Consider the following 22004-nt stretch of genomic DNA (forward strand, 5'->3'; position numbering starts at 1 on the left):
AGCAGTCGGCTCTGTTCGAATCAGGCCAGCCGGAATTTGGCGCGACCTCTGGTGTTTGACACCGGAACAGGTCGAAGCCAACATGGCGGGTGCGCTGGTTTTTGCGCTCCCGCCTCTTCACCCTCACCGAGACACAGGCTGCCGATCTCTTGGCCGGCAAATGGCATGCGAACATCCATACCCGCGGCCAATCCAGGCGGTGAGCTGCGCGGCCAGATGGCAAAATAATCTATCGGAGCAAGCTGCACATCGCGCTCGGGATGCGAACTGGCGCGGCTCGCGTCAGGACGGCGGTCTGGGCAGGAAAGCCAGAATGGTCTGGGCGAGACTGACGCCGAGAATGCCGCCGGCCGCCTTTTGCAGCACGTCGATGAACCGCGGATCGCGGTCCGGCACCATTGCCTGCAAAATCTCGAGCCCGGCGGCGACGGCGATCACGAATGCGCAAGCCAGCCTGAAGCGTCCCGGCAGCAGGAAGGACAGCAGGAAGCCCAGCAGGCAATAGGCGCTGAAGCGCTCGATGACGACGACCCAATAGGCCTCGGCATGGCCGATCAGCACCGGCCTGCCCGCAAGCGTAGCCAGCGTGGCATAGACGATCAGCGCAAGGCAGATGGCCGCGGCTGCGATGAGATGATTTCGGCGCATTGAAGCATCATAGCCGGTTGACCGGCGTGCCGCTCTCGAAAGCGGAAAATATCGTTAAGGGGCGTAAGTCGTCGGCGCGGCATTCAACGCCGATTGTAGGACCAGCCCTTGTCGACATCGGTCGGGTAGCGGGCCGCGAAGTAAGGATTCTTGAGGCAGTTACGCGCGGGATCATAGATCCGATCCGCACATTCGTGGAAATTCAGAAATCGGCAATCGAAGCCAAACGCACACCAGGGGGCCCCCTTCGGGAATCCGAACCCCACGGGAACTTGCGCCGACACCACGGAAGGCAGAGCCAGGAGCAAAGCGATGGCGAGTGCGCGGGACAACATGGTGCAATCCTCCAACAGATGATCGATCGGATGCCGAGGCCGTCGAGCAAATGCCTCGGCGACAAAAAGCCGACGCTTGGTTGGGGAGTCTAACATCCGCGCGCAGAGAGATCGAGAGCGCCGCGGCGTCTGGAATGCGTCGTTTTGCGAGTTGCACTCCGCCGGAGCCGACGGCAATGGCCCGCATCCACGAATTGTCGCTCGCGCGGCATACGCCCGCTAGCTCTTCTTGGCGGCCTTTGACTTGAGTGCCAGGCCGAGACGCAAGGCCATGCGCTTGATCGCGTCGGGCGATCGCCCGAGCTGCCTCGCTGCCTCCTCCAACGACGTCGAAGATTTGGCCAGCTCCATGAGCCGGCGGTCTTCCTTGAACGACCAGGGCTTCCGCGCCATAACCGAAATCATCCTCTTGCATCGACAGAACGACAAAGCCGCCAAGCGGACCCATGACGCTCGACGGCTTTGCTTGGGTGGGGCCGGGCTCTTGGGGGAAGCCCGGTGCGAAAATGGATATGCGATCGGTGAGACTTCGCAACAAACAACGGGGATTAAGCTAACCCCTCAACCTTACCGCGCGAAAATCGGCGCCTGGCGCTCCGTACAACTCCGGGGTTTTCCTCGTCTGGCGCCGATCAGCGACGGTCGCACCCATCCGGCCTGACGTCCCGCGACCACGTCCGGTTGCCGCCGGACCGGTCTCTGCTCTGCCCACAAGGCCGCGCTCTGCCCACAAGGTCGCCTGCGAAGTTTTCACATGCAGCCGGACGATCTCGCGTGAAAGTTGCAAATCCTTGATTCGCTCAAATTCTACCCAGACGAGCCATCGAAAAATTGTTCCGTCGCTCGATGCTGCGCGCCGTATCGATTCAAAATTCGTTGAAGATCGATGTCGTGCAGGAGTCCACGCGCGCATCAACTGCTTCTGTCCGCATCCGTCACGAGATCGTCGAATTCGTTCGGCTATGATCGTGCGAGCGATACAAATAAAAAGAAGATCGAGATGATTCAAAAAACGCTATCCGCGAAGCCTCTAGCGAAGATGAGAGAGCGAGCATTCGAAGGTGCCTTTCTCGGCATTGCGCTGATCGCAATGGCGGGGTGGACCTATTTCATCGTCCTGCTCTCGGTGAAATTCTTCTTCTGGCTGGTTGGTTGATGCGAACGGCGAGGAAGCAAGCACGCTGCTGCCCAAAAATTCCCGCCTGTGACGACAAAATCAGCGACAGTGATCACGATCTCGACACAACTCGAAGATGAGAATGTTCCATCGCCGAATAGAGGCGGCGGACCTGCGGCTAAAGTGAGAGACCTCCGGATGAGCTGGGTTTCGATTCTGATTTCGACCTTCGTTGGCTTCTGCGTCGGCTATGCGATGCGCGCGCGGCGGGCGCACAGGGAACATCGACCGGTCCATGCTGCCTGGGAGCGCCAGCAGGTGTCGTTTGCCAGGGCGCGCCGTGCGTTCTGAGTGGATTCGGCCGAAACCACTCCGCGCGAAGCTAACCATGCGAGGCATGTGACCAAGTTTGGGAAGCCGGCACGGATGGTCCGGCAATTTGCCCTTGCGCGTTCGGACTTGCGGGCATTGTCCTGTTGGTCTGAGCGGCCCGTGGATCGCGAAAGAGGTGCGCCATGACGAGCGTCAGGAACAGCAATGCGCCGCGGCGATATTTTGTCGATGCGGTCGGCAGGCGCGTTCTGATCGGGCTGACGCTCGAGGAGACTTTTGAGTTCGAGCGGCTCGACAGCGAGCCGGATGGCGGTCGAACCGGAGCAATCTGGATCGAGCGGAGCTCTCAGCCTGCTCCCGGCGAGCAGCGCTGGCTGGAGCTCTATGCCAAGCATGAAGACGCATGGAAGGTCTGGATGGCGCAGAGCCGCGTCGATCGGGCTTACGTCTAGTCTCACAGGCCAGAATTCAGGTCGCAGTCAGCCTGCCGTTACATCTTGCGCGACGGCAGCTGCCACGAAGGGGGGCGATCCGCTAGCCGAGGCCGATGCGCTTCTGCTGATAGCCGCGATCGAGAATGGCCTGCCACCAGATGCGGTTGTCGAAGAACCAGCGAACCGTCTTGGCAAGGCCGCTTTCGAAATTCTCGTCAGCGCGCCATCCGAGCTCGCGCTCGAGCTTCGAAGCATCGATCGCGTAGCGGCGGTCGTGACCGGGGCGGTCGGCGACGAACGAAATGAGGCCGCGCCGGGGGCCTGCTGTGCGCGGCGACATTTCGTCCAGCATGTCGCAAATGCTTTCCACGACGTGCAAATTGGTGCGCTCGTTTCGGCCGCCGACATTGTAGGTCTCGCCGACCGCGCCGCGCTCGAGCACGAGCGTGAGCGCCTTGGCGTGATCCTCGACGTAGAGCCAGTCGCGAATGTTCTGTCCGTCGCCGTAAACCGGCAGCGGCTCGCCGGCGAGCCCCTTGATGATGATGTGGGGAATGAGCTTCTCGGGGAAGTGATACGGCCCGTAATTGTTCGAGCAGTTCGTCACCATCGTCGGAAGGTCGTAGGTTTCGCGCCAGGCGCGAACCAGATGGTCGGAGGATGCCTTGCTCGCCGAGTAGGGCGAGTTGGGTGAATAGGACGTGGTCTCGGTGAAATAGCCGTCCTTGCCGAGCGATCCGAACACCTCGTCGGTGGAGATATGGAGAAAGCGGAACTGCGAGCGGCGGTCCGGGCTCAGCCCCCTCCAGTATCGCAGCGCCTCCTGCAGCAGCGTGAAGGTGCCGACGATGTTGGTCTGGATGAATTCGCCGGGGCCGTCGATCGAACGATCGACATGGCTCTCGGCCGCCAGGTTCATCACCGCGACGGGTTGGTACTTCTCGAACAGCTTGCGAAGCGAGGCAGCCTCGCAAATGCATTGCTGCTCGAATGCATAGCGCGGATTTGCTTCGGCGTCAGGAATCGACTCGAGGTTGGCCGCATAAGTCAGCTTGTCGATGTTGACGACGCGCGCGTGCGTGTCGCGGAGGAGATGACGGACGACTGCAGAGCCGATGAAACCTGCACCGCCCGTGACGAAAATCGTGGAGCCTTCGAAACGCATATGTGATCTGCCTCAGTCTTGAGCGGCGAAGGAATGGGCAACCGATTGCAGATACTCGCCGTAGCTGCTCTTGGCGGTCCTCTCTGCAACCTTCTTGAAGGCTTCGAGAGAAATGTAACCGCGCCGCAAGGCGATTTCCTCGGGGCAAGCGATGCGCAGGCCCTGACGCTGTTCCAGGATCTGAACGAAGTGGCTGGCTTCGACCAGCGAGGCGTGCGTGCCGGTGTCGAGCCAGGCAAACCCGCGCCCGAGCACTTCGACGAACAAGTCGCCACGCGCGAGGTAGGCATTGTTCACGTCGGTGATCTCGATCTCGCCCCGCGCCGAAGGTTTGATCCCCGCAGCGATGTCGACCACGCTGTTGTCGTAGAAATAGAGGCCGGTGACGGCCACATTCGACTTCGGCTGCTTGGGCTTTTCTTCGATCGAGCGCGCACGTCCGTCACTATCGAGCTCGACCACGCCATATTGCTCGGGTGAGTTGACAACGTAGCCGAAGATGGTGGCGCCGCTCTTGCGAGTTGCCGCCCTGGCCAGCATCTCCGGAAGTCCGTGGCCGTAGAAGATATTGTCGCCGAGAACCAGGGCGACGGAATCCGATCCCACGAATTCGCGGCCGACGATGAAGGCGTCGGCAAGACCGCGCGGAGTGTCCTGCGTGGCGTAGGAGAAGTTGACGCCGATCTCCGATCCATCGCCGAGCAAGCGCTGGAACAGCGGTTTGTCCTGCGGCGTCGAGATGATGAGAATGTCGCGGATCCCAGCGAGCATCAATGTCGACAGCGGATAGTAGATCATCGGCTTGTCGAAAACCGGAAGCAGCTGCTTCGATACCACTGTCGTGACGGGAAAAAGGCGCGAGCCTGTTCCGCCAGCGAGTATAATTCCCTTCATAGGTCCCTCTGGTTTACCAATTCGAAAATATCAGATAGTGTGCGCTGCACAAGATTGTTGTACGTGCGGAGCTGAAGTCGCCGGAATGAACGTTATCAAGACAGATCTGCCTGAGGTTTTGATCATCGAGCCGAAGCTATTCGGCGATCAACGCGGCTTTTTCTTGGAGACCTACCAATTCGAGCGCTACGCGCAGAGCGGGGTTGCGCAGCCGTTCGTTCAGGACAATCTGTCACGCTCGCGTCATGGAGTGTTGCGCGGGCTGCACCTACAAAATCCGGGCGCGCAGGGCAAGCTGGTCACGGCGCTCCGCGGCCGCGTCCTGGATGTTGCGGTAGACGTTCGCGTCGGTAGCCCAAATTTTGGGCGTCATGTTGCTGTCGAGCTGAATGAGGAGAATCGGCGGCAATTGTGGGTTCCTCGCGGCTTCGCGCATGGCTTTGCCGTTCTCTCCGAGACGGCCGATTTCTTCTACAAATGCGACGCGCTCTACAGCCCGAAGGATGAGATCTCGATTCGATGGAACGATCCGGCGATCGGCATCGACTGGGGCCTCGCAGATCCCTCGCTGTCGCCCAAGGATGCCGATGCGCCCTTGCTCGCTGATGTGAAGAATCTCCCGCGTTACGGAGAGATCTGACATGAGGATCTTGCTGACGGGCTCAGCGGGGCAGGTGGGCGGAGCTTTGCTTCCGCTGCTTCGGGAGCGAGCTGATATCGTTGCGCCGCTGCGGGAACAGTTCGACCTGTCGCGGCCAGACGAGCTTGCCAGCAAGTTGGATTCGATCAAGCCGGATCTGATCATCAACCCAGCCGCTTATACCGCTGTCGATCGTGCGGAAGACGAGCGCGAACTCGCGTTTCGGATCAACGCGGAATCTCCTAGGGCCATCGCCCAGTGGGCGGCGCCCCGCGGCGTGCCGGTCGTGCACTTTTCGACGGACTATGTCTTCGACGGCTCCGGCGAACGTCCCTGGCGCGAGGACAGCACGCCGGCGCCGCTCTCGGTGTACGGTCAAAGCAAGCTTGCCGGCGACCAGGCCATTGCCGAGGCGGGTGCTTTGCATGTGATCGCGCGCACGTCCTGGGTGTATGCTGCCACCGGTGCGAATTTCCTCAAGACGATTGTCCGGCTTGCCGGAGAACGCGAGCAGCTACGCATCGTCGGCGACCAGATCGGCGCGCCGACGACAGCCAATGCGATTTCGCAGGCGGTGGTTGCGATGCTGCCGCGGAGCGACGATGACCTTCGCAAGACGTTCGAGCAGCGAGGCGGCGTGGTCAATCTGGTCTGCACGGGCGAGACCAGCTGGCACGGCTTTGCGACTGCGATCGTTGCCGGGTTGCAATCGAGGGGCGCCAAATTCGCAGTGAAGGAAATCGTTCCAATCCGTTCGGACGAATTTCTGGTCAAGGCGAAGCGGCCCTCCAATTCCCGCCTTGATCTCACGCGGCTGCGCGAGCGCTTCGGCATTACGCCGCCGAGCTGGCAGCAGGCGCTCGACCGCGAGCTGGATGCGCTCAAGGCGACGATCTGAACGCCGGTTCACAGGGCCGCATCGGAGCACGACGTTCCGCGGCCTTTAAGCTTTGTTAACCATCCAGGGCCCATTTTCCGGTTTGGCGCCTCGAACCGGAAAGTGCACGCATGTTTCAGCTCTTCTTGCGGGCCCGCACTCACAATTTCCTGAAGGACCGCTTCGGCGGAGAGCAGACGTTCCGTGCCCGCTCGCCCGAGCGCGACGCCGACACCGATCGCACACGCATCGATGCCATCATGGTCGCGATCGAGGACGCGTTGCATGCGGCGGAGCGCGAGCAATCAGGCCTGAATCGCCGGGTGGAAGACGTGCTGGCGCGCGCGGCCGTGACCATCGGCAACGGCAATGACGAATATCTCGAGCGCGAGGCGCTGGACAATCACCACCAGGATCTGTTCGACAAGGAAATCCTGAACGGCCAGCGCAGGCTTAAGGAACTCAGCGCCTCGATCGCCCATTTCAAATTCCTGAAGGCCGCGATGCTCAGCCGGTTCCCGGAATACCGGCCGTCGGCAAGCCAGACCAATTGACGCTTCGCGCCGAGCACATGCGCCGCTAGATCGCGAGCATGCTGTTGCCCTGAATCGACAGCAGGGTCAGGTTGCCGGTGGCATACGCTCCGGTGTCGATGTTGGCCCGGTTCTCGAGCAGCTCGGCCTGGCGCACCGGCGTATGGCCGTGCACGACGTATTTGCCGAAACGCTTCTTGCTCTGGAGAAATTCGTCCCTGATCCACAGCAGATCCTGCTCGCGCTGCTCCGACAGCGGGATTCCCGGGCGGACGCCGGCATGCACGAAGAAGAAGTCGCCGCATGTGAATGTCGGCCGCAACTGGCGCAGGAACGCGATGTGCTGCGGCGGCATCGCGGAGATGAGCTCGCGCACGAGATCGGACTGTTCGTCCTTGCCGAGATCGGGCGTTGCCGAGATCCCGTAGGACATCAGGGTCTGGAGCCCGCCGAACTGAAACCAGTCGGCGGTGCGTGAGGGATCGTCTAGCACTGAGGTGAAATAGGCCTCGTGATTGCCCTTGAGAAAGACCGTGTTGCGGCGGCGGCTGCGGTCGATCAGCAGATCGAGAGTGTGACGCGAGTCCGGTCCGCGATCGATGTAGTCGCCGAGAAAGACCTCGATCGCGCGATAGGGCCGGCTGTTCGCCATGTCCGCATCGATGACGGCAAACATCTGTTCGAGCAGATGCGCGCAGCCGTGGATGTCGCTGAGAGCGTAGATCCGCACGCCGTTCGGCAGCTTCGGCCGGGGCGAGTTCTGAGTCGGGGTCATGACCATGGGGCCCAACTCTTTCAGAGAGCTTCGCCCGAGATGTCAATACGCTATCGACGAATTCGGGTCAGCACGAGCCGCTTTTTTCGTCCACGCCACGTGAACGCCGGTTCGTGCGGGCTGTCGTGTTACCCCCGCGATCTGATGAAGCGTCGATTTGCCGCGCTTGGTGCGTTCAGCCGATGCTGCGGCTGTCGAACGACGCTGCAGCCTTGGCGCGATACGTTGCCGCACGCGTGCGGACCAGAAGCGCGCCGCAGAGATAGCCAAGCTGAAGCATTCCCGCAAAGACAACGATCATAACGACAATGTGAGCCGCGCCTTGTCCCTGCCAGGCCGAGACGGTGCCAATCATCGCTCCACCCAGCACGATCGCCGGAGGCAGAATGAAAATCCGGAATCGGCCTCCAAGCAACGATCCGATCAGCAGGCTGAAAATGGCGACGGCACTCACGGCACAACTCCCTCGAAACTGCCACGAGTGTTAATGGCGCCGGCCTAAGGTCGGCTTAAGCAACAGGGTTGAACAACCGTTCAAATGCGTACGCAATAATGGATAAAATCAGAATGATTTGATGCGAAACGCGGCGCGATGCTCAGCAAAATGTCAGACTCGTGACAACACTTTGAGCATGCACGTATGCAGGCGTCGCATTGCAGAAAATAGATTTGATTTTTTAGGTGCAGTGCCGCATTGTCGCTTTGTTTAGTTAAGACATTGTCGAAGACGCACCGTACATTTGGATCGACTGCTTGCAATTCGGCGGTTGCGAGTGCGTGACGAGGCAGCGAGGTTCGGATGGCTGTAGCAACTTATGGTTCGGAAAACTATTATTCTGTTGTATCGAACCGTCATGGTGCCCTCCAACGTCCGCTCCAGATCGCTCTGATCGCTGGTGACTTTCTTGCGCTCCTGCTGAGCTATTTCGCCGCGAGTGGTCTGTACCGCCTGCTCGTTGCCGAGCAGGATTCGTCGGTCGGTGCAGGTCTTGTGGTCGCCGCCGTGTTCGTGACGATCTCCTACTTCCAGGGCGTCTACGATCATCATCGTCTTCTCAACACGCTCTGGCAGCTTCGCAAGACGCTTGCGATCTGGGTCATCTCGCTGACCATTCTCGCGGTCGAGGCGTTTCTGCTCAAATCGTCGGCGGATCTGTCGCGCGGAACCACGCTGCTGTTTGCTGCGACCGGTGGTGTCGCCCTGGGCGGGCTGCGGGTGCTGTGGCGCATCGCTCTGAACTCGAGCTATGCCAGAGGCCGCCTGGTCGACCGCAAGGTCGTGCTGCTCAGCCTGAAGCCGCTCGATTTCACGTCGAGCCGTTTCAAGGACCTGCGCAAGCACGGCTTCAATGTCGTGCGTCATTTCGTTCTCGGGCCGTCGGAAGATGGCTCGGGCTGGGATGACGAGATTCGCGACGTCGTCCGTCAGGCGCGCGCGGCCGATGTCGAGGAATATCTCCTGGTCATCGACTGGGACGAGATGCCGCTGCTCCAGAAGCTAAGCCAGCACCTGCGCGTGGTTCCCCAGCCGATTCGCCTGTTGCCGGACTTTCCGATTGCCGATCTCGTTTCGCGGCCATTCCAGCCGGTCAGCGGCACGGTTGCCATCGAGATCCAGCGTGCGCCGCTCACCGTCTTCGAGCGGGCGCAGAAGCGCTGCCTGGATATCGGCCTTGCCTCGTTTGCCCTGCTGCTGCTGGCACCGCTGCTGATGACGGCAGCGATCATGATCAAGCTCGACTCGATGGGGCATGTGATCTTCAAGCAGGCCCGGCGCGGGTTCAACGGCAAGCCGTTCCAGATCTGGAAGTTTCGTTCCATGACGGTGGCAGAGAACGGCCACACTGTGACGCAGGCGACGAAGTCTGACGCACGGGTCACCCGCGTCGGTCGCGTGCTGCGACGGACCAGCATCGACGAGTTGCCGCAGCTCTGGAACGTCCTGCGCGGTGAGATGTCGCTGGTCGGACCGCGGCCGCATGCGCTGGCGCACGATAATTATTACGACCAGCTCATCAGCAACTACGTGTATCGGCACCACATGAAGCCGGGCCTGACCGGCTGGGCCCAGGTCAACGGTTTCCGCGGCGAGACGCCGACCATCGACCTGATGGAGAAGCGGGTCGAGTACGATGTCTGGTACGTCAGCAATTGGAGCATCTGGCTGGACATCAGGATCATCCTGAAGACCGCTCTGGCCCTGATCCACCAGGAAGCCTACTGAGAAGCGCTGGCCTCTGTCCGTTGGCGGCAGAGACGTTCTCCACGGCATCGATCATCAGCTGACGCGGCGCTCCGGTCCGCGCGCTATCGGTTCAGCCGGGAGCAGCCGGCTAATTATCGAGCAAGTAGCGCGGACGGTCGTCTGCCGGATAGCACCGATGCTGGATCTTTCCTCCGGCGTCCCGGACGAGATACCAGAAAGCCAATTTCTCCCGTTCGGACACGTCGCAGGTCAGGTCGAGAAGTCTGCCGCGTGCCGATGCCGGGGATCTCACGTAGAGCGCGGCGGCGCTGGGATACAGCCGGTCGTGGAAGACGTCGTTGAAATCCTGTACCGCAGCGTCCGTCACCGCCATGGGCAGCGCGTCGAATGCCCGAAAGGCGAGGGGCACGCGCATCATCTGCAGCCAGACCTCATGCGGTGCCAGGCGGTAGGATTGGCCGAGAAGCGCGACGGTCCTGGCCGTTAGCCCGTCCTGGCGAGAGCCAGCCCAGAACGCTCCCAGCCATCCGAGCGACTCGGTCGGAGCGCATTCCAGCAGGATCCTGCTCATCCGCTGGACGGCATCAACATCCGCATCCGCCTGTGTCAGGTCGGTGCCGCGGACGGTCATGTCGGCGGTCGACAATTGGAGGACGAGCAACTCCCGAAGGGCCTTTGGTTCGCACTGGTGCTGAGCCGCGGGCAGGTTCGCCGCCACGATGCGCCTCAGCAATGGCGCGTCGTAGCTCTCGCCCGCGGCGATTTGCCGGGCAACCCGCGATACCGTGGGATCGGTCAGATTGGGAAGGGTCGATACTGCCCACGCCAGGGCGGAGGCCGCCAGCAAGCCATTCGCGCCGCGTGCGAGCCAGCGCGGGCGGCGCGATGCGCCGGCCTCGGCCTTAGGCTCCCTCGACATAGTACGCGTTGTAGTGCGAGCCTTTGTAGCCCTCGATGCGCTTCAGCATCTTCGGGTTGGCACCGTTGAGAACGGCGCCCAGCACCTTCTTCTGAATGCCTTCGGAGCTCGACATCGATTCCTGCAGGGCCGTACGCGTGGTGCGGCCCCATTCGATGACATAGACATAGGCGTCGATGAGGTGGCTGATGGCCTTGGCGTCGGTGACCGGCATCACCGGCGCCAGATCGATGACGATGTAGTCGTATTCGTTACGCAGCAGCGCCAGCAAATCGGCCATCGCCTTCGAGGCCATGATGTCTGCGGAGTTCACCATGCGCGTGACGGCAAAGGAGGGCAGGAAATCCAGGCCGGTCTCCGCGCTGCGCCGGATGTGATGTCCAACCGACTGCGGATTCTTGAGAGCCTCGAGCAACCCGCTCTTGGCGGTCGGGTCGAGCTCCTTGGTCAGCGAGCGCGTATGAAGGTCGCCGTCGATCAGCAGCACGCGCTTGCCGGTGAATGCGGTGAGGTGCGCGAAGTTGGCGGAAACCGTGGTTTTGCCTTCCTTCGGAAGCGACGACACGATGCCGATGACCTTCACCTCCCGGGACAGGCTGGCGAGATCGATCGAGACCTTGATGTTGCGCATGGTCTCGGCATAGCGCGAGAAGGGATGGTCGATGACGTAGCGGGAGAGCGGGCCGCTGGCGTCAACCCCGCCATCGGGCGATCGCGATCCGCGTACCCTGGGCAAGCCCATCGCCTTGGCGCCGATGGCCGGAAGCACCCCGAGACATTTGACGCCGATCTCGTCCTCGACATCACCCGGAGAGCGCAGCACGTCGCTCAGCATCTCCCGGGCAAAAGCGGCGCCCAGGCCGAAGCAGAGACCACCGAACAGGGCTCCGACCAGAGAGAGCACCGTCTTCGGGGAGCTCTTGCGGTCCGGCTTGACGGCAGTGCTGATGATGCGGGATTCGCTGATCGGGAAGCTCTGGTTCTGCAATGCCTGCTGCTGCTTCTCCAGGAAGCTGTTGTACAGGTTGCGATAGGTGTCGGCCGCGCTCTCGAGGTCGCGCAGCTTCACCTGCGCCTGTCCGGTATTGCCGGCCTGGCTGACCAGATTCTTGAGATTTTCCTCGAGCGACGTCTCGCGGCTCTTGGCGATTTCGTACTCGCTGCGATAGGCATCGCCGATACGCTTGACTTCATCTGCGATCGACTTGCGCAGCTCGTCCATGCGATTGGCAAGATTGACCGATGCCTGATGGGTCTTGCCATACCGAGTCGACCAATCCGAATACTGCGCCGAGAGATCGAGATATTGCGCGCGCAGACGCGTGATCACGGGATTGTTCAGCGCGTCGGTGACCGTCGGCTGGGCAAGATCCTTGTCGCTGATCGCATCGATGCGGTCCAGCCGTGCCTTGGCCTCGGAGGTGGCCGCGCGGGCCTGAATGAGCTGTGTGTTCACGTCGGTCAGTTGCTGCTCGTTCATCAAGCCGCGGCTGGTGCCAACGATGTTGTTCTGGCTCTTGAAGGTCTGCACGGCGCGGTCGCTGGCGGTGGCCTGCTCGCGCAGCTCGGCGCTGCGCTGCTGCAACCATTCGCTAGCGCGCTTGGTGGATTGATATTTCGCGTCGAGGGCGCCGACGATGTAGGCATCCGCGATCTCGTTGGTGATCTGGGCTGCCTTCTCGGGGTCTCGCGAACGAAAGCTTGCCGACAACACGTATGTCGTCAGCAGGCGCTCGACCTTCAGGTTGGCCTGCACCGCGGCAACCGTTCCACGCTCGATGCGCTCTTTGGATGCGGGTCCATCTGATCCGAAGAGTCCAATCACCCTGCCGATGATCGCCGGAATGAGGCCCGGATCCGAGCCGTTGAACTCGGGATCTTCCGTCAGCTTCATGCGCCGGACAACATATCGGATCAGATCGTCCGAGGTGATGATCTCGACCTGGCTGTCGACGAAGCCGGGATCGATCAGCGCATTGGAGACGCCGGTATCCTTGTCGAGTACCTGGGTTTGGCGGGTATCCATCAGGATTCGCGTATTCGCCGTGTACATTGGCGTCGCGGTCAGCAGGTAAACGAGGACGAGCGCGAAGGCGCCGCCGACGATCGCTGCGATCAGCGGCCACTGCCGCCGCAGGATGCCCAGTATCCGCTCGATGCTCAGCGTCGCTCCCGCCAGATCTAGAGCGGACCTCTCTTGCAGGTGAAACTGCTCTCTGGGCTGGTACATTTGAATATTCATCGACCTGACGTGAGGTTACTGGGGAGGTGGTGTAGGGGCAAACGGATCGGCGATGTCCGTACTCCACTCGCCGGTCATCAAACTGCTCGCGGCATCAGAAGGTTTTTTTGTTGATGACGACCGCGCACTTCCGACCGACTGGGAAGCCACTGCATTCGGATTGAATTCCACGGCCTCAAGCTCCGCCGAGTACCCGGAACTCACGGCCGAATCTGCCAGCTTTCGTACAAACTCACTGATCTTCTGGGCGGTTTCAGGCTTGCTGGAAATACAGATCAGCTGCGCTCGACGCAACGCTGCGCCGATTGTGTTGCGATCGACGTTGGCGGATTCACTGATGAGGTCCCGCACCGTGGGCAGGACGGAGATATCGGTCACGATATAGGCAGCAAGCCGGCCGGCGAGCTTGCTTCGATCATTGCGGACCTCGCGCAATATCGAAGCAGGCTCAAGCTGAAAGGCCTGCAGGACGACAGCAGGCACGCGGTTCGCTTGCTCGACACATTGGGCTTCGCAGCGGCCGGCGGCGCACGCGGCAATCATCAGCGTCAACGCGATCGCCAAGCGGTTACCGCCTGTATCGCGATCGGCAAATTGTCGTCGTCGAGGCAGGGCCAAACCATTCATCGCGTTCATTCAAACAAACCGGCGCAAGACTTCGCTCAAACCGAGTGTCGCGCTTAACTATGTCAAATTCTTGTGCGGTGCAAAATATAGACTGGAACCTCGGTAATTCATAGCAAATTTCATAATTTGCCGACGACCTGTTGCGAACAGGGTGTACGACAACGCCCGCGGCGCGAGCCACGGGCGTTGATATATACGATCCGCTTAAGAAGTGGGATCCGAAGGCGCAACGATCAGAGCGACGAACCCGAAAGCGATGCGAAGCGCTTCTCGCGAAGCTTGCGTCCATGATCGCCGATGTTCACCCAGAAGTGCGGGTTGGCACCGGACTGCATCGAGATCCATTCGTAGCCGAGCGAATTCCAGGGGCGAACGCTCGAGGACAGATTGTCCAGCACCACGTCGCCATCCGAAAGCCGTGCCACCAGCACCAGGTGGCCCTGTCCGCCGTCGATCCGCACAACTGCAAGACGCAGGGCGGCCTGCGGCCATCCCATCGCGATCAATTGGTGTCGCTTGGTGACAGCGTAGTCGTTGCAGTCACCCGCTGACGGCGAGACCGTCCAGTTCGCGGTCATCGGATCCGTTGGCTTGCGCATTGGCGCAATGGATTCGTTGACCGTGAGATTCACCTTACGAAGCATCGCCATTGCGGTGTCGGCAGGCGGCAATGTGCGCTCGCTGACATCGGGGCCGCATTCCGCATCGTTCTTCATGCAGAACTTGACGAAGTTCATCGGCGCAAGTGCGTTGTCGAATTCTTCGATGAACGAAGCTCCGGCCGGACGCTGTGCGTTATCCGATTCGGCCTTCGCGGTGTTGCCGGCGCAGGCGATGAGGGCTGCGAGCAACGGCGCGTACAACAGTTTCATGTCATCCCCCGTTATCCGTCTTTCTTGACGCAACAGGTCTCGCACAAAGCTTTTAGAGCGAGGTTCCCCGAACCTCTAAAATTGAATGCAAACGCGCGGCCACGTGTGCGCGTGGCCGGCTTGGTTAATCAATACGCTGAGTTTGAATTCGTTCCGGGACTAGCGCGATGGGCTAGTGGCCGTGAGCGACGATGTCCCCGTCGACGCCGCGAACAGGGTGGTCGGGGTTGTCTGGGCGGCCGGGGTTGCGCCGGAGGAAGGCCGGTCCGTGGGGGTCGAATTGGCCGCTCCACCAGCGCGCTGGTCCGGCGTCGTCCCCTGCCCACCGCCTGCGGTTGTATCGCCATTGGCGTCCGCGCCCGTGATCGCCTCGGTCGGGATGTCGCCGGTGATGCTCGTGAAGGATTGGATCAGCCCGGGCTTTTCCGTCTTCAGCGCAGCGGCCTGGATCTGCTGGGCGAACTGGGGCTGCGTCAGCACGCAGACCGCGGCGGCAGTGCCCATTCCGGCGCCAATTGCGCGGCCTTGGTCATCCGAGCTCGCCTTGGCGAGTGAGCCAATGCCTTCCAGCGTCTCCGGCCGATTGGTCAGCATATCGCGGACCTGAGAGGCGAGGCCGCCCTGACCATCCTTGAACTTGTCGAGAAGAGCCTCGGGATTGTCGAGGAATTGAATTGCCCGCTCAGAGGTCACTGAGTCGGGATTTGGAACGCAACCGTTCTGTGCTGCAAACGTCGACGTCGCTGCTGTCATCGCGAGCAAGGCAGCCGCGAGCCCCACGGATTTACGCATTCGACTCCCCAGCCCATGCAATCGAGTAAGTTTGACTAAACATATTGCCAAAACCGCAATTACGCTACTTTTTTTGCTCGGATGAGGGCCTGCTTTGTGCCAGCCCGCAGCCGGTGATCGCCGCAAAAAACACGCCGAAGCCTGGAATCTGCAACGAGAAATCGATGCTCGTATGCAGGAGGCCAAGCGTCGCCACACTTGCACCGATAATCGGTATGTAGCGGTCACGCCGCCGATGCAAGCTTCCATTTAACAAATGGTAAAGATACCAGAGACATGTGACTATAATCAAACAAGCTGTAGGAAGGCCGAGCTCGACTGCAAGCTCGAGCGGCGTGCTGTGCGCGCGGTCCCAAACTCCGAGACTGCCGAGTGAATCCGGCCTGTAGGCCGGAAATGCGCTTTCGAAGTTTCCGTAGCCGATCCCAAGCAGCGGATGCTCCTGGATCATGGTCAGTACGGTTCGATACATCGTGAACCGCTGTTCATCCACGAGGCCGTAAGTCAGGATTCGCCCCGCCACTGCGCCGCCGACGAGCTGAAACAGCAACAGCGCTGCCACTGCGATTCCTGCGAGCCAGCCCCAGCGGCGAAGCTTGCCGATGCGCAGCGGTGCGAAGAAAAGGGCGGTCGCCATAAAGACGGTCAGGATCAGCAGCAGGAGCCCCGCGCGCGAGCCCGTCATCGCCGTTGCAGCCATGCAGACGACAAAGCCGCCTCCCAGTGCCACGGGGGAGGACAGATGATATGCGATCAGTGCGGTCATTTGTCGCGAAGGCGGCCGACTTGGCCGATCCTGGCGATAGATGAAGCGCAGCAATGGCAAAAGAAAGAGCAGTGCGCAGCTCGCGAAAAAGGTCGCGGCCGTGTTTCTGTTGACGAATGTGCCCGTGACGAAACCGATATAGGCCTCCTTGCGGCGGAACAGGAGCGAGGTCGGATCGCCGATCCCCGCGAGGATTCCGTAGAGAGCATAGGCAAACCCGGTCCAGGCGAGGATGCGCAGCAGCTGCCGCGCATCCTCCGCGTCGGTGGCGATGTAGACGGCGCGCGTGAAGGCAAGCACAAACAACAGCGGATAGCCGAACGCGAGCCATGGGCCGTTGGCGGTGATCGAGACGCGGCCGGGCATATCTGCGCCCACCACGCCTCGCGCCGCCGCCCATGCTGCGTCGACCTCGTGAAGGGATGAGTTCGGCCATAACTGAACCGTGATCACGGCCGCGACGACGACGAGAACGGCGAATAGCGGCAGCAACAAATAGAAGTCATCGAGCGTCGCACTGCGCAGGTCCGCGGTGGCGAGGCTGAACGCGAGCAGCATCGTCCATATGCAGATCCAGACCGTCTCGGCGGAGCCGAATGGCAGCGGGGCCAGCATGAACACCCCGATCGCCGCAAACCGCGAAGCCTTGTACAAGATCAACTCCCGAGAGCCGCACCGCGGCTCCGCGTTTTCAATTCCCCAATCTCGGTGCCCTTTTGCCACATTCGTGCCGAATGAATAGGCTATTTGCACGGTTTCGCGAGCAAGCGAGACGGACAACATTAACGCGAACCGTGCGTCGCACGGGAAGTCCCGCGTCTTCTGCAGCTCGCTGCTCATCTTCGATGCAGACAGCCGTTCATCACGCGTCAGGCGGGTCGCCTGCGGCGAATTAATTGTCGCGCTGTTTCATCCGACGGACACAACTCCTTCAACGGAAATGCATGCGACGACTGCTGGGCCGGACATTGTATTCGCCTCGAATGCCCAGTAGAAATGCTGCACTGCAAAGTGCAAGGGAATTGCCGTGACGGTGACCGTTCATCGCGAGAAAGCGCATGTCCTCACTCTGGACAGCATTCGGGGAATTGCCGCGGTCACCGTGGTGATTCACCATGTGATCCTGATGCCGACATTTCTTGCGGCGTTTCCGAATCGTGCGTGGATCGACTGTGCGTTCTTCCGCAGCGGCGGATTTCTCGTCGACCTGTTTTTCGTACTCAGCGGCATGGTGATGTCGTTGAGCTACGTGCGGTCGGATTTCGGTCATTTTTCCTTGCGCGACTTCATGGTCCGGCGCTTCGCGCGTGTTTATCCGCTGCATATCGTGATGCTTTTCGTCACGCTTCTGTTTCGGCTGGTCCGGATCGGGCTCGTCATGGCCGGGGTTATCGTCGCGGTCCCGACGGTGTTCGAAGTCAATAATGCATATTCGTTCTTCCTGAACGTCTTCCTGCTACATTCGTTGGGTTTCGTTCACTACTTGAATTGGAATGCGCCGAGCTGGAGCATCAGCGTCGAGTTTTACACCTATCTGGTTTTCGGTGTCGTCGTGCTGATTGCGCAGAGGCTCGGTTCGCTTCGCTGGCTGTATGTTTCAGCGTTTCTTCTTGCTGCCGCGAGCTGGTTCACGCTTGCGGTGATCCTCGACAAGCGTGATCTTGGAGCACAGTACGATTTTGGTCTATTGCGCTGCTTCACGAGCTTCTTCCTCGGCGTGCTCACGGTGAAGGTCGTCTCGCTGTTGCCGAGCAGTATCCGTGGCGCCAACGTGTATCTGCTTGGCGCGATTCAGTTGGCGTCGATGGTCGCGACCGTCGCGAATGTCTGGCTTGTGGAGGCCTATCCCTGGATCTCCTTCGCCGCGCCCCTGACCTTTGCGGTGTTCCTTGGCTCCCTTCTCGCATTTCCCAATGCTGCCGTTGTGCCTCCGATGCTTGTTGCCAGGCCGCTGGTTTGGCTCGGCGCGCGGTCATATTCGATCTATATGGTTCATGCCTTCGTCGTTCTGCTCGCGGAGTATTTCGTCCGGGCGTTGGGGGCGCGGCCGGTAGCGGCTCTTGATGCCGTGTATCCCGGCTTGTCCACGACCCTGAACCTGGTTGCCGTTCTCGCCGCCGTTCTGGTCCTGTCGAACCTGACTTATCTCTACATCGAGCTTCCAGGCGGCAGGTGGACCAGGAATATCCTCGGCAGGATTCCCAATATGTCGTCGTCTACCGCCGTGCCGTCCGCACGGCCATCGAATTAGGGAGTTCGGTGCAGATGATGGCCCACACGGTCGCGCCCCAACAAAAGTTAAAGTTTGATTTCGGTTTCAATCTCGAAGCCGTGGCGCTCACGCTTTACATATTCCGCGATGCTTTTGGCGGCGCGGCGCGATATTATACGAGTATCCTTCACGTCGGCGCACTCTGGTTTCTGCCGGATGTTGTTGCGATGCTGTGCATTGGCCTGTTTGTTCAGCGCTGCATCATACGAAACAGAAGTATCGCCGCCGCGCTCGTTCTGCTCCAGATCGTGCTCTCGCTCGGCATCGGGTATTTTTTTCTGGGCACGATCAACGCTCTTTCATCATCCTTCAAGATGATGCTTCCTGTGTTCGTCGGCTTCTCCTTCTGCGATAGCAATTTTGGTTCCTACAAGAAATTGCTGATGATCTTCACGGGCGTATTCTACGTCTCCATCATTGGCGTGTTCCTGTCCAAATATACGACCATGCCGTGGACCGGCTTCAAATATGAATCGTTCGGCGCGGTTCGAGAGGCGGGGCGGTTGTGGTGGGCCGCCGCGGAGCAGCGTCTCTCGGGCTTTGCAGCCGACAACACGATGGCGGCGTTCTTCATCCTGATCACCTTTGTCGTGACTTCGATCCGGAAAAGCACTTTGTGGTGCCTCATATTCGGTTCGATAGCTGTCTACGCGATCAAGCTGACGACGAGCAAGACGACGATGCTCGTGCTGCTGCTTTACATGGTGCTGATGTTGGTTGTCCGGAGCCTGCCGGAACGCATGAAGTTCGGGGCGGTGCGGACGATCGCATTGTGGTCGTTCGCCTCGATGTTCGCGCCATTGATTCTCATCCTGCTTGCCTCGGGGGCGTCGGTTGGCAACAAGGATCTGCTGTTCAGTATGATGGACCGGATCAACAACAGCTGGCAGCTGCCTTTCGTGTACATGAGCGAGCTGATGCCGGTTGGCTTCATCACCGGGTGTGGCGCCGGTTGTTTCAACTACCCGCAGCAATTGTTCTCGAATCTGGTTTCGTATTGGGTGCCGGTCGATAACTTCTATATCGGTACGTACCTGATGTTCGGATTGCCGTTCGTCGTCTTCATGTGGATGGTGTTCCGGACGACTTTTCTGGTCACCGATATCTACAAACTGTCACTGATATTCACGGTCAATCTCTTCACGATCACGGTTCTGAACTATGGTCCCTCGACGGGGCTGCTGATGATCGCGCTGAGCTTCAGTGAGGTGTTCTCGCGTCACGCGTCTGTTGCTCTGCAAGTGCCTTCCCGACGGCCGGATTCGGGACGCGCGAGTCTGTCGGAAGAAGAACGTTCTACCATCGGAGCGAACGTGCCGCGGCCCGCTTCGTAGGTCGAGCCAGGGAAGAATTGTGATGCATAAACGATTGGCTTTCGTCGACACGCTTCGCGGCATCGCCGTGCTGGCGGTCGTGCTCCAGCACGCGCTGGAGCAGATTGTGCTCAACCAGCAGACCGGAAGCTACTATCGGGTGTTTCACCATGCGCTCGGAGAGTATTTCAACTTCGGCCGCTTTGGCGTGGTGCTGTTCTTCTTCGTCAGCGGCTTCGTGATTCCCTACAGCTTTCCGAAGAGTGCCGCGCCGGTTCGGGATTTCGCCGTCAGTCGCTTTTTTCGCCTTTATCCGGCGTACTGGCTATCGATCGTCGTCCTGCTGGTTCTGTCCCCGACCATCGAGGGAAAGACCTTTCCGCTGTCGCACGTTGCAGCCAACGCGACCATGTTTCAGATGTTCATGGGCATTCCCAATATCCGGATTGCCTATTGGACGCTTGCGGTCGAGCTCATGTTCTACGTCAGCTGTATTGGCTTGTTCGCGACCGGCTTTCTCACGCGCCGCTTGACTGCGTTCCAGATTGTCATCGCGACGTGCGTCGTCGGCATCATCGCTTTCCCGTTCGTCAAAATTCACGCCGTGTGGGGCGTGCTTGAACTGGCTCTTGACCTGACGGCGATGTTCTTTGGCAAGGTGATCCGCGACACCGTCATGGAAGGCAAGCTCAGCTGGCGCCACGTCGGGATCTGCGCCGTTTTGTATGTAATCTTTGCCGCGGGCGTTGCGTACAGGCGTTACGGCGTCGACTATCAGGATAATTTCTTCTGTGCTTACGGGATGGGCGCCGCCTATATTCTCGCTGCCTTCGTGTTCATTGGTTTCGCAGCCCTTGGTGAGAAGGCTGCTTGGCGCTTCATGTCCTTCGTCGGGACGATCAGTTATTCCATCTACCTGATGGGGTCGTTCGCCATGATCGTCATCTTCTACTTTTTTGGCGGCGGCACAGACCCCCTGCAGTGGCTCCTCTTCACTGCCGCCGTGGTCGCCGCTTCCATTCTCGTCAGCTGGCTGACTTATCTGACGATCGAGAAGCCTTCCATCACCTTCGGGCATCGATTCCGGTCCCCGCGCGCGTTTGCTTCGGTGCCGCTCCAGACGTCCCTGCGAAGCCAGGGGGCAGAGTGACGATGCCGGCGCACGCGTCCTATGCCGAGGCCGGCGGCGGTTTCGTGCCGTCCATTCAGGGCCTTCGCGGCGTCGCGGCGCTGAGCGTGCTGCTTGACCATTTTTGTGACATGCCGAAGGGCGGCGTCTACGACATCCCCAATCCCGGCTTTCTGCCGCCGATCTGGCCGTGGCTGCAATCGGTGATCAACTCCGGCGGGCATGGCGTCGAGCTGTTCTTCATGATCAGCGGCTTTCTGATCCCCGCCAGCCTGGTGCGGCACGGGTCGATCGGAAAGTTCATGTATGATCGTATCCTGCGCATCATGCCGGTGTTCGTCGTGCTGCATCTGGCGTTGTTCGTGGCCGGCCCTGTCGTTGGATACAAGTTCTTCCGGGGCATCGATCTGCCGACCTATCTCCAGGTGTTCTTCGCCAACCTGATCTTCGTGCAGGACGCGATCGGGCTTCCGATCGCCCAGCAAAACGCCTGGACGCTGACCTACGAATGGGCGTTCTATATCCTGTTCGCGTTGTGCTTCGGTGCCGTCGTACGGCTGAAGAACTGGTGGCTTGCTGCGCCGCTGATCCTTCTCGGATTCCTCTGCATCCTGTATTGGCCGATTACTGCCTTCTTCGCGATCGGTATGCTCTTCAGCGCGAGCAATTTGCGCTTTCGGATTGCGGGGGCAGGGGGCGTCGTTGCCGGGCTCGGCTGTTTTGCCGCCATGTATGCTGCACTCGACGTGCTGCATCCGTTTGCCGCGCTGATCCCGGGCTTTCTGCTGTTCGGAATGGTGCTGGCGACGGGATCGGGGACGGCCGGTCTGTTGAGTTTGGCGCCGCTGCAATACATCGGCAAGATCAGTTACAGCCTCTATCTCGTTCACCCCTTCGTGCTGTTCCCGTTGCAGATCATCGGGTTGAAGCTGGTCGATCGCGGCGTCGATCGCTGGCTACTGTGGAGCGGCTTCGTGATTTTCGGGCTGGTGCTCGCCTTGATTGCGAGCGCGCTGAGCTATGAGATCATCGAGGTGCGCCTGCGCCGGTTCATCGATGGGACGCTGCGGCATATCTTCGCGCGGAAAATGGCGCAGAGCCCGGCGGCCTGATCG

The 22004-nt window shown here is 60.2% G+C and carries 23 protein-coding genes and 1 pseudogene; 12 read left to right on the forward strand and 12 right to left on the reverse strand.

The window, feature by feature from the left end; translation table 11 throughout:
- Positions 1-119: 119 nt before the first annotated feature.
- Positions 120-228: pseudogene (locus tag ACLFLU_RS10610) on the forward strand (CHRD domain-containing protein); the annotation flags it as partial.
- A gap of 54 nt (positions 229-282) precedes the next feature.
- Here ACLFLU_RS10610 and ACLFLU_RS10615 read toward each other — a convergent pair.
- Positions 283-648 (reverse strand): VanZ family protein, encoded by a 366-nt coding sequence (locus ACLFLU_RS10615; protein ID WP_426412136.1) that lies wholly within the window; start codon positions 646-648, stop codon positions 283-285.
- 554 nt (positions 649-1202) lie between these two features.
- The gene (locus ACLFLU_RS10620; RefSeq protein WP_354034658.1) at positions 1203-1376 is read right to left on the reverse strand and encodes a hypothetical protein; all 174 of its coding nucleotides are present in this window, start codon (positions 1374-1376) and stop codon (positions 1203-1205) included.
- A 607-nt stretch (positions 1377-1983) separates the two neighbouring features.
- Here ACLFLU_RS10620 and ACLFLU_RS10625 point away from each other — a divergent pair.
- The 3 genes from ACLFLU_RS10625 (at position 1984) to ACLFLU_RS10635 (ending at position 2885) form a co-directional block, all read left to right on the forward strand.
- Positions 1984-2139, forward strand: a complete 156-nt coding sequence (locus ACLFLU_RS10625; RefSeq protein WP_426412137.1) for a hypothetical protein — start codon at positions 1984-1986, stop codon at positions 2137-2139.
- Positions 2140-2298: 159 nt separating this feature from the next.
- The gene (locus ACLFLU_RS10630; RefSeq protein ID WP_426412138.1) at positions 2299-2451 is read left to right on the forward strand and encodes a hypothetical protein; all 153 of its coding nucleotides are present in this window, start codon (positions 2299-2301) and stop codon (positions 2449-2451) included.
- Between the two features lie 164 nt (positions 2452-2615).
- Positions 2616-2885: a hypothetical protein gene (locus ACLFLU_RS10635; protein ID WP_426412139.1), complete on the forward strand. Its 270-nt coding sequence runs from the start codon at positions 2616-2618 to the stop codon at positions 2883-2885.
- 82 nt (positions 2886-2967) lie between these two features.
- Here ACLFLU_RS10635 and rfbB read toward each other — a convergent pair whose 3' ends face one another.
- Both rfbB and rfbA read right to left on the reverse strand, forming a co-directional pair.
- The gene (gene rfbB / locus ACLFLU_RS10640) at positions 2968-4032 is read right to left on the reverse strand and encodes a dTDP-glucose 4,6-dehydratase (protein WP_426412140.1); all 1065 of its coding nucleotides are present in this window, start codon (positions 4030-4032) and stop codon (positions 2968-2970) included.
- Between the two features lie 12 nt (positions 4033-4044).
- The gene (gene rfbA, locus ACLFLU_RS10645) at positions 4045-4926 is read right to left on the reverse strand and encodes a glucose-1-phosphate thymidylyltransferase RfbA (RefSeq protein WP_426412141.1); all 882 of its coding nucleotides are present in this window, start codon (positions 4924-4926) and stop codon (positions 4045-4047) included.
- A gap of 85 nt (positions 4927-5011) precedes the next feature.
- Here rfbA and rfbC point away from each other — a divergent pair, with 85 nt between their 5' ends.
- The 3 genes from rfbC to ACLFLU_RS10660 all read left to right on the forward strand — a co-directional run bounded on the left by rfbC (position 5012) and on the right by ACLFLU_RS10660 (position 6997).
- Positions 5012-5566 carry a dTDP-4-dehydrorhamnose 3,5-epimerase gene (gene rfbC / locus ACLFLU_RS10650; protein WP_426412142.1) on the forward strand — a complete coding sequence of 185 codons (555 nt, stop codon included), beginning with the start codon at positions 5012-5014 and terminating at the stop codon, positions 5564-5566.
- A 1-nt stretch (position 5567) separates the two neighbouring features.
- Positions 5568-6464, forward strand: coding sequence for a dTDP-4-dehydrorhamnose reductase (gene rfbD / locus ACLFLU_RS10655; protein ID WP_426412143.1), 897 nt, complete (start codon positions 5568-5570; stop codon positions 6462-6464).
- 110 nt (positions 6465-6574) lie between these two features.
- Positions 6575-6997 (forward strand): hypothetical protein, encoded by a 423-nt coding sequence (locus ACLFLU_RS10660; RefSeq protein ID WP_426412144.1) that lies wholly within the window; start codon positions 6575-6577, stop codon positions 6995-6997.
- 25 nt (positions 6998-7022) lie between these two features.
- On the opposite strand, the gene ACLFLU_RS10665 is transcribed toward ACLFLU_RS10660, so the two are convergent.
- Positions 7023-7751, reverse strand: a complete 729-nt coding sequence (locus ACLFLU_RS10665) for a metallophosphoesterase family protein (protein WP_426413964.1) — start codon at positions 7749-7751, stop codon at positions 7023-7025.
- 175 nt (positions 7752-7926) lie between these two features.
- Positions 7927-8205 (reverse strand): hypothetical protein, encoded by a 279-nt coding sequence (locus tag ACLFLU_RS10670; protein ID WP_426412145.1) that lies wholly within the window; start codon positions 8203-8205, stop codon positions 7927-7929.
- Positions 8206-8550: 345 nt separating this feature from the next.
- Between ACLFLU_RS10670 and ACLFLU_RS10675 the strand changes: the two genes are divergently transcribed.
- On the forward strand, positions 8551-9975 hold the full coding sequence (locus ACLFLU_RS10675; RefSeq protein WP_426412146.1) for an undecaprenyl-phosphate glucose phosphotransferase: 1425 nt from the start codon (positions 8551-8553) through the stop codon (positions 9973-9975).
- A 109-nt stretch (positions 9976-10084) separates the two neighbouring features.
- Here ACLFLU_RS10675 and ACLFLU_RS10680 read toward each other — a convergent pair whose 3' ends face one another.
- From ACLFLU_RS10680 to ACLFLU_RS10705, 6 genes are all read right to left on the reverse strand, one after another.
- Positions 10085-10804 (reverse strand): hypothetical protein, encoded by a 720-nt coding sequence (locus ACLFLU_RS10680; protein ID WP_426412147.1) that lies wholly within the window; start codon positions 10802-10804, stop codon positions 10085-10087.
- A 55-nt stretch (positions 10805-10859) separates the two neighbouring features.
- The gene (locus tag ACLFLU_RS10685; RefSeq protein WP_426412148.1) at positions 10860-13106 is read right to left on the reverse strand and encodes a polysaccharide biosynthesis tyrosine autokinase; all 2247 of its coding nucleotides are present in this window, start codon (positions 13104-13106) and stop codon (positions 10860-10862) included.
- Between the two features lie 27 nt (positions 13107-13133).
- Entirely contained in the window at positions 13134-13754 is a 621-nt protein-coding gene (locus ACLFLU_RS10690) for a hypothetical protein (RefSeq protein ID WP_426412149.1), read from the reverse strand.
- A 224-nt stretch (positions 13755-13978) separates the two neighbouring features.
- Positions 13979-14662 (reverse strand): transglutaminase-like cysteine peptidase, encoded by a 684-nt coding sequence (locus ACLFLU_RS10695; RefSeq protein WP_426412150.1) that lies wholly within the window; start codon positions 14660-14662, stop codon positions 13979-13981.
- A gap of 114 nt (positions 14663-14776) precedes the next feature.
- On the reverse strand, positions 14777-15409 hold the full coding sequence (locus tag ACLFLU_RS10700; protein WP_426412151.1) for a hypothetical protein: 633 nt from the start codon (positions 15407-15409) through the stop codon (positions 14777-14779).
- A gap of 64 nt (positions 15410-15473) precedes the next feature.
- Positions 15474-16829, reverse strand: a complete 1356-nt coding sequence (locus ACLFLU_RS10705) for an O-antigen ligase family protein (protein ID WP_426412152.1) — start codon at positions 16827-16829, stop codon at positions 15474-15476.
- Between the two features lie 373 nt (positions 16830-17202).
- On the opposite strand from ACLFLU_RS10705, the gene ACLFLU_RS10710 reads away from it, so the two are divergent.
- The 4 genes from ACLFLU_RS10710 to ACLFLU_RS10725 are packed head-to-tail and all read left to right on the forward strand — an operon-like array spanning position 17203 to position 22001.
- Positions 17203-18426 carry an acyltransferase family protein gene (locus ACLFLU_RS10710; protein ID WP_426412153.1) on the forward strand — a complete coding sequence of 408 codons (1224 nt, stop codon included), beginning with the start codon at positions 17203-17205 and terminating at the stop codon, positions 18424-18426.
- A gap of 14 nt (positions 18427-18440) precedes the next feature.
- A complete protein-coding gene (locus tag ACLFLU_RS10715) occupies positions 18441-19781 on the forward strand; it encodes a hypothetical protein (protein ID WP_426412154.1) in 1341 nt (446 codons plus the stop codon).
- A 22-nt stretch (positions 19782-19803) separates the two neighbouring features.
- Positions 19804-20910 carry an acyltransferase family protein gene (locus ACLFLU_RS10720; RefSeq protein WP_426412155.1) on the forward strand — a complete coding sequence of 369 codons (1107 nt, stop codon included), beginning with the start codon at positions 19804-19806 and terminating at the stop codon, positions 20908-20910.
- A 2-nt stretch (positions 20911-20912) separates the two neighbouring features.
- Positions 20913-22001 carry an acyltransferase family protein gene (locus ACLFLU_RS10725; protein WP_426412156.1) on the forward strand — a complete coding sequence of 363 codons (1089 nt, stop codon included), beginning with the start codon at positions 20913-20915 and terminating at the stop codon, positions 21999-22001.
- Positions 22002-22004: the final 3 nt, after the last annotated feature.

Origin of the sequence: Bradyrhizobium ganzhouense, from assembly GCF_049949285.1 — a bacterium.
Classification (GTDB): Bacteria; Pseudomonadota; Alphaproteobacteria; order Rhizobiales; family Xanthobacteraceae; genus Bradyrhizobium; species Bradyrhizobium ganzhouense.